This window comes from Rhizobacter sp. P2_H2 (assembly GCF_056403375.1).
In genome coordinates, this window is sequence record NZ_JBFUFP010000237.1 from 1 (window position 1) to 6,385 (window position 6,385).

Consider the following 6,385-nt stretch of genomic DNA (forward strand, 5'->3'; position numbering starts at 1 on the left):
CTGCTGGAGGTCGAATCCTTCGAATCGTTTCACTTCTTCGAATCCGATCGCGGTGCCGACATGGCGACACTGTCGCTGCGCTACCGCTTCTGAACCGCCTGCACCAGCGCCAGGTAGTCCGCCACCGGCACTTCCTCGGCGCGGCGTTGCACGTCGAAGGCACCTGAGAAACCGCGCTCGTCGAGCCAGCGGCCCAGCGTGTGGCGCAGCAGCTTGCGGCGCTGCGAGAACGCCACCGTCACCAGTTCGCCCAGCAAGGCCTGCGGCACGCCGGCGGCGTCGGGCAGCGGCTGCATGCGCACCACCGCCGAATCCACCCGCGGCGGCGGGTCGAACGCCTCGGGCGGCACGTCGAGCACCGACTCGATGTCGTAGCGCCACTGCAGCATCACGGTGAGCCGGCCGTAGTCCTTGTTGCCGGGGGCGGCGGCCATGCGATCCACCACCTCCTTCTGCAGCATGAAGTGCTGGTCTTGGACGTGGTCGACGGCGTCGAGCAGGTGGAAGAGGATCGGCGTCGAGATGTTGTACGGCAGGTTGCCGACGACGCGCAGCTTCTGGCCGGCCTGTTCTGCGAGTGCCGGGAAGTCGACCTTCAACACGTCCGATTCGACGACGTTCAGCTCGGGCCGCTTGCGCAGCCGCGCCGCCAGGTCGCGATCGAGTTCGATCACGGTCAGGCGTTCGCTGCGCTCGACCAGCGGGTCGGTCATGGCACCCAGTCCGGGCCCGATCTCGACGACCGCCTCGCCCGGGCGCGGGTTGATCGCATCGACGATCGCGCCGATGACCGAGTCATCGGTCAGGAAATGCTGCCCGAACCGCTTGCGAGGAAGATGACGCACAGGCTTGCCGCTTACTGCGGCGCCTCGCGCATCTCGATGTAGGCCCGTGCCCGCAGGTCGCGCGCCCAGTCGTTGTAGGCCTCTTCGAACTTCTGCTCGCGCAGGATGTTGCGGGCCTGCTCGCGCTGCTGCCGCAGGTCGAGCGTCATCTTGCGGCGCTCGACCACCTGGATCAGGTGCACGCCGAAGCGCGATACCACCGGATCCGACAGCCCGTTGATCGGCAGCGCGTTCATCGCCTCCTCGAACTCGGGCACGAAGCCGCCCGGCGACACCCAACCGAGGTCGCCGCCCTGCGCCGCGCTGCCGTCTTCGGAGTTGTCGCGCGCCAGCTGGTCGAAGTTGCGCGAGCCGCTCTGGATCTGCCGCTTCATTTCCTGCAGGCGCCGCACCGCGGCCTCCTGCGAGAGCTGCGCCGACGGCCGCAGCAGGATGTGGCGAGCGCGCGTCTGCGTCACCGAGAACGCGCCGCCCTCGCGCTTGTCAATCAGCTTCATCACGTGGAAGCCGGCGCCGGAGCGCAGCAGCGTCGGCGCGATCTCGCCCGGCTTCAGGCCGCGCACCGCCTCGACGAAGATGTCGGGCAGCCGGTCGGCCGGGCGCATGCCGATCTCGCCGCCGCGCGCCTTGTTGCCGTCCTCGGAGACTTCCTTCGCGACCACGTCGAACGGGGCGCTGCTGCGCACCCGGTTCAGCGCAGCTTCGGCCTTGGTGCGGCGCTCGGCGACCAGGCTCTCGCTCGCCCCCTCGGGCACGGTGACCAGGATCTGCGCGATGTTGTATTCGGTCGCGCTGCCGGCCGCGGCGCGCTGCTTGTCGAGCACGCCGTCGATCTCGGCGTCGGTGATCGTGATGCGGGCCTGCACCTCGCGCTCGCGCACCCGCTCGACCAGCAGCTGGTCGCGCACGTTGTTGCGAAAGCGCGCGTAGTCGATGCCTTCCTTCTTGAGCCGCTCGCGCAGCTGGGCCGGCGTCAACTGGTTCTGCGCCGCGACGTTGGCGACCGCGCGCTCGAGCTCCATGTCGTCGACGCGCTGCCCGACATCGCGCGCGTTCGTGATCTGCACGCGCTCGTCGATCAGCGCATCGACCACCTGGCGCCGCAGTTCGTCGTCCGGCGGCAGCTTGGCCTTGCTGCGCTGGGCTTCCTCGCGCAGGCGGTCGATGCGCTGCTGCACCTCGCCGGCGGTGACCAGCTCCTGGTTGACGATCGCGACGATGTAGTCGGCGGTCTGCGTACGCGTGGAGGGGCGCGGGGCGGGTGCTGCGGTCTGGGCCTGCACGGCCGCCGTCGCGACGGTCGCGGACAGCAGCGACATCAGCGCGCGGGAAGCAAGGCGTTGGAATGCAATCATGGTGTCGTGGGGCTGGCAGCGGGCGCGGCGGGATCGTCGCGCAGCATGCGGTAACCGGGGATATTGTCCTTCAAGACCTTCAGCGGGTTGGTCCCGAGGCGCGACAGGCCGATCAGCTCGAGCTCGAAGCCGAGCTGCGTGGTCGCCTCCTGCTGGCTGGTCGACAGCCGTTTCGCGATCACGCGGCCGATCCAGCAGCCGGCGTCGTACTCGAAACCCACCACCGAATCGGTGAGCCGCCGCTCGGACACGTTGTAGCTCAAGCGCCCGACGCTGTACCAGGCGCCGGTGCAGCGCCCGCCGCGGTCGCTGCTCTGCCCGGGGCGGCCGTACAGCGGCCACTGCCAGCCGACCTCGAACTGTTCGCTCGGCAGGCCGGTCACGCTGTCGTTGCGGTTGAAGCGGTAGTTGGTGTTGATCGTGCGGTACGGCCCCGGCGCGTAGCGCACGCCCAGGATCGAGCGCACCGTCTGGTGCTGCTCGGGGCTGTACTGCACGGCCGCGTCGAAGCGCCAGTGCTTCAGCAGGCCGGACGAGCCGGTCAGCAGCAGGTCCGACACGCTCTGCGAGATCGGCTGCTTGTCGGGCGTGATCCGCTGGTCCTCGAACAGGTAGCGCTGGGCCAGGCCCAGGCGCAGCAGCTCGGAGCCGTCGCCCGAGTCGAGCATGCGGGTGGTGACGCCGGCGGTCAGCTGGTGCGCATCCGACACCCGGTCGACGCCCGAAAAGCTGTTCTCGGTGTAGATCGAATCGAAGTTGAAGTCCTTCTCGGCCGAATCGAAGTTCGGCAGGTCGTTCTGCTCTCGGTACGGCGTCTTCGTGTAGAAGAGCCGCGGCTCCATGGTCTGGCGCGCCGGGCGGCCGAGCAGCTGCGTGTCGCGCTCCAGCACCCAGGCACTGTCCAGGCTGAAGGTCGGGATCACGCGGTGGAAGCGGTCGCGGCCGTCGGCCATCGGGGCGTCGAGCCGGTAGCTGGCGGCATTCACCAGCACCTTCGGCGTCAGCGTCCAGCCGGGCGTGCCGAACGGCCACGCCAGCGAGCCCAGCAGGTGCAGCCGCGAGCCGACGGGTCGCGGGTTCGCCGCGGTGTCGTCGGGCGCCACGCCGAGGCGGTGGCCGTCCGGGTTCACGAAGCGGTTGGCCTCGGCCTCCATGCTGAACTCGAGGCCGCCGACGAGCGGCTGCCAGGTGCGCACGCCGAGCTGCGGCAGCCGGTCGTAGGGGGTCGCGAGCGGGCTGTCGGCATCCTGCAGCACCTGCCAGCGCTCGACGCGCGCGTAGGTGGTCCAGAGGCCGAAGTCGCTCGCCACCTGCGCGTCGCCGAGCAGCAGCCGCGGCGTCAGGCTGTTGATGCCGCGCGGCAGGTCTTTCCAGTAGTCGTCGTCGCTGACGCGCATCACGTTGGTCCGGTAGCGCGTGTTGCCGAGCAGCACGCCTTCCTGCTCCAGGTTGAATGCGCTGCGGGTGATGCCGGCCTGGCGGTCGTTGGGCAGCAGGTTCAGGTCGACGCGGCCTTCGTGGCCCGGCTCGAGGTAGCGGAACTCGGTGTCGAGCCCGGCACCGCGCTTCGAGATGATGGCCGGCGTCAGCGTCGCATCGCGGTTCGGCGCGATGTTCCAGTAGTACGGCACGGCCACCTGCAGGCCGCTCTTGTTGTCGATGTCGATGCTCGGCGGCAGCCAGCCGGACTTGCGGTCGTCGCTCAGCGGAAAGCTCAGCACCGGCGCTGCGAGGATCGGCACGCCGTAGAAGCGCAGCACCGCACCCTGCGCGATGCCTTCGTTGTTCGCGAAATCGAGCCGCACGCGGTCGGTCGACAGGATCCACGCCGGCGGGCTGCCGTCGAGGTCGTCGACGCGGCAGCTGGTGTAGGTGGCGCCGGTCGCGACGGTCAGCTGCTCGCCGAGGAAGTCGAGCCGCTCGGCACTGCCGCCGGCCTGGGTGCGCGAGAAGAAGTAGGTCGGCTTCAGGAAGAAGCCTTCGAAGCGCTCGACCTTCAGCTGCAGCTCGGGACCGGTGTAGACGTTGCCGTCGCGGCTCACGCGCACCTTGCCGGTGGCATGGGCCAGGTCGTTCGACTGCTCGTAGGTCATGCGGTCGGCGCTGATCTGCATCGAGCCGCGCTGGAAGCGGGCATTGCCCTCGGCGATGACGTCCTGGTCGGGGCGGGCGCGGACCTCGTCAGCCTCGAGCACCATCGCGTTGTCCGGTGCGGAGGCGGCGGACGCCGGTGCGGGTGCCGAAGCCGCGGATGCCGCCGATGCCGCGGCAGCCGGTGGCACGACCGCCTGCGCCCACCCGACCGACGCCCAGCCCGCGGCCGAGGCCGCGAGGCTCAAGCGGATCGCGCAGACGCAGAGTCGGAGTGGGAACGGCGGCAGCAAGGGAGCGAGGACATCAGGAGCGGAGGGACGGCTCGGCGCCGCGGCACCGGCACGACGACAGGCGGCGCGCCCAGGGCGATTTGTAGAATCGATTATCCACGAGCAGTATCCCCACATGCCCCTGACCCCTGATCCGACGACCTCCGGGTCGACTGTGCCCCCGCTGGCCTGGCCCGACGACAGCCGCCGCGTCGCCTTCGAAAGCTGGCTGCGGCAATTGGCGGGCCGGGGCACCCACGCGAGCGGGGCGCGGCCGGCCAGCAACGACGCGAGCTTCCGCCGCTACCTGCGGGTCGACACCGAGGCCGGCACGCGCATCGTGATGGATGCGCCGCCCGAGAAGGAGGACTGCCGGCCGTTCGTGAAGGTCGCCGCGCTGCTGCGCGCCGCCGGCCTGAACGCGCCCGAGGTGCTCGACTGGCATGCCGAGGACGGCTTCATGCTGCTGTCCGACCTGGGCGACCAGACCTACCTGTCGCAACTCGACGATCGCAGCGCGCACGCGCTGTATGCCGATGCGAGCCAGGCGCTGGTGCGGCTGCAGGGCATCGAGGCGGCGTCGCAGCTGCCGGCCTACGACCGCACGCTGCTGATGCGCGAGATGCAGCTGTTCCCCGACTGGTACGTGAAGCACGCCGGCCACGTGCTGACGGCCGACGAGCAGGCCCAATGGGCCGATTGCGTCGAGCGCATCGTGCAGAACAACCTGGCCCAGCCGATGGTGCTGGTGCACCGCGACTACCACTCGCGCAACCTGATGGTCTGCCCGGCGGCCGGCGCGGCCACCAACCCCGGCATCCTCGACTTCCAGGACGCCGTCTGGGGCCCGATCACCTACGACCTGGCCAGCCTGCTGCGCGATGCCTACATCGAGCTCCAGGAAGACGTGCAGATCGACCTCGCGGTGCGCTACTGGGAGCGCGCGCGCAAGGCCGGCCTGCCGGTGCAGGCCGACTTCGGCGAGTTCTGGCGCGATTTCGAGTGGATGGGCCTGCAGCGCCACCTGAAAGTGCTGGGCATCTTCGCGCGGCTGTACCACCGCGACGGCAAGGACGGCTACCTGCAGAACCTGCCGCTGGTGTGGCGCTATGCGCACCGCACCGCGAGCCGCTACAACGGGCTCGGCGCGTTGGCGCGGCTGCTGGAGCGCCTGGTCGGCGAGACCCGCCAGGACGTGTTCCGGTAGCCCGGATGCGAATCCGGGGAGCGCCAGCGCCTACCGCGTCTGGCAGCCGGCGGCGGCGAGCCATGGGTCGGTCTCGCCGCCGCCGAAAGTCTCCAGCAGGAAATCGATGAACGCCCGCGTGCGCGCCGGCACGTGCTTGCGCGTCGGCATCGCGGCGTAGATCGTGGTCGTCAGCAGGTGCCAGCGCGGCAGCACGCGTTCGAGCGCGTGCTCCATCAGCGCGTCCTCGACGACGAACGACGGCAGCCCGGCGATGCCCATGCCGGCGAGCGCGGCGGCGTACATCGTGTCGATGTGCGTCGTGCCCAGCGCGGGCCGCCCCGGCGTCAGCGTGTACGACTCGCCGGACGGCTCGTCATCGCCCCACACGCCCTCGTGGAAGGTCAGCTCCCGCAGGAAGGTCGGCACCATCGCCTCATGCCCGGCCAGCTCCGACGGGTGCACCGGCCGGCCGCGGCGGTTCAGGTACTCGGGCGAGGCGCAGGTGATGACCTCGGAGCGCGCGAGGCGCCGCGCGACGAAGTCGCCATCGAGCGGGCGGTCGCCGACCGACAGGATGCTCACGTCGAAGTTCTCGTCGACCGCCTCGACCGGGCCGGGGCACGACAGCTCGAT

The 6,385-nt window shown here is 70.1% G+C and carries 5 protein-coding genes; 1 reads left to right on the plus strand and 4 read right to left on the minus strand.

Annotated elements, in window-relative coordinates:
* Nucleotides 1–80: 80 nt before the first annotated feature.
* Genes rsmA through AC1D15_RS14325 form a run of 3 tightly spaced genes read right to left on the minus strand, consistent with a single transcriptional unit; the run spans nucleotide 81 to nucleotide 4,539 of the window.
* On the minus strand, nucleotides 81–845 hold the full coding sequence (rsmA, locus tag AC1D15_RS14315; protein WP_465111358.1) for a 16S rRNA (adenine(1518)-N(6)/adenine(1519)-N(6))-dimethyltransferase RsmA: 765 nt from the start codon (nucleotides 843–845) through the stop codon (nucleotides 81–83).
* Nucleotides 846–856: 11 nt separating this feature from the next.
* Nucleotides 857–2,200, minus strand: a complete 1,344-nt coding sequence (locus AC1D15_RS14320) for a peptidylprolyl isomerase (RefSeq protein ID WP_465111359.1) — start codon at nucleotides 2,198–2,200, stop codon at nucleotides 857–859.
* Entirely contained in the window at nucleotides 2,197–4,539 is a 2,343-nt protein-coding gene (locus tag AC1D15_RS14325) for an LPS-assembly protein LptD (RefSeq protein ID WP_477826512.1), read from the minus strand. The genes AC1D15_RS14320 and AC1D15_RS14325 overlap by 4 nt, the downstream gene beginning before the upstream one ends.
* A gap of 160 nt (nucleotides 4,540–4,699) precedes the next feature.
* On the opposite strand from AC1D15_RS14325, the gene AC1D15_RS14330 reads away from it, so the two are divergent.
* Nucleotides 4,700–5,770, plus strand: coding sequence for an aminoglycoside phosphotransferase family protein (locus tag AC1D15_RS14330; RefSeq protein ID WP_477826513.1), 1,071 nt, complete (start codon nucleotides 4,700–4,702; stop codon nucleotides 5,768–5,770).
* A 30-nt stretch (nucleotides 5,771–5,800) separates the two neighbouring features.
* Here the strand turns inward: AC1D15_RS14330 and AC1D15_RS14335 are convergent.
* A partial coding sequence (locus tag AC1D15_RS14335) for a substrate binding domain-containing protein (protein ID WP_477826514.1) occupies nucleotides 5,801–6,385 on the minus strand: 585 nt, incomplete at its 5' end.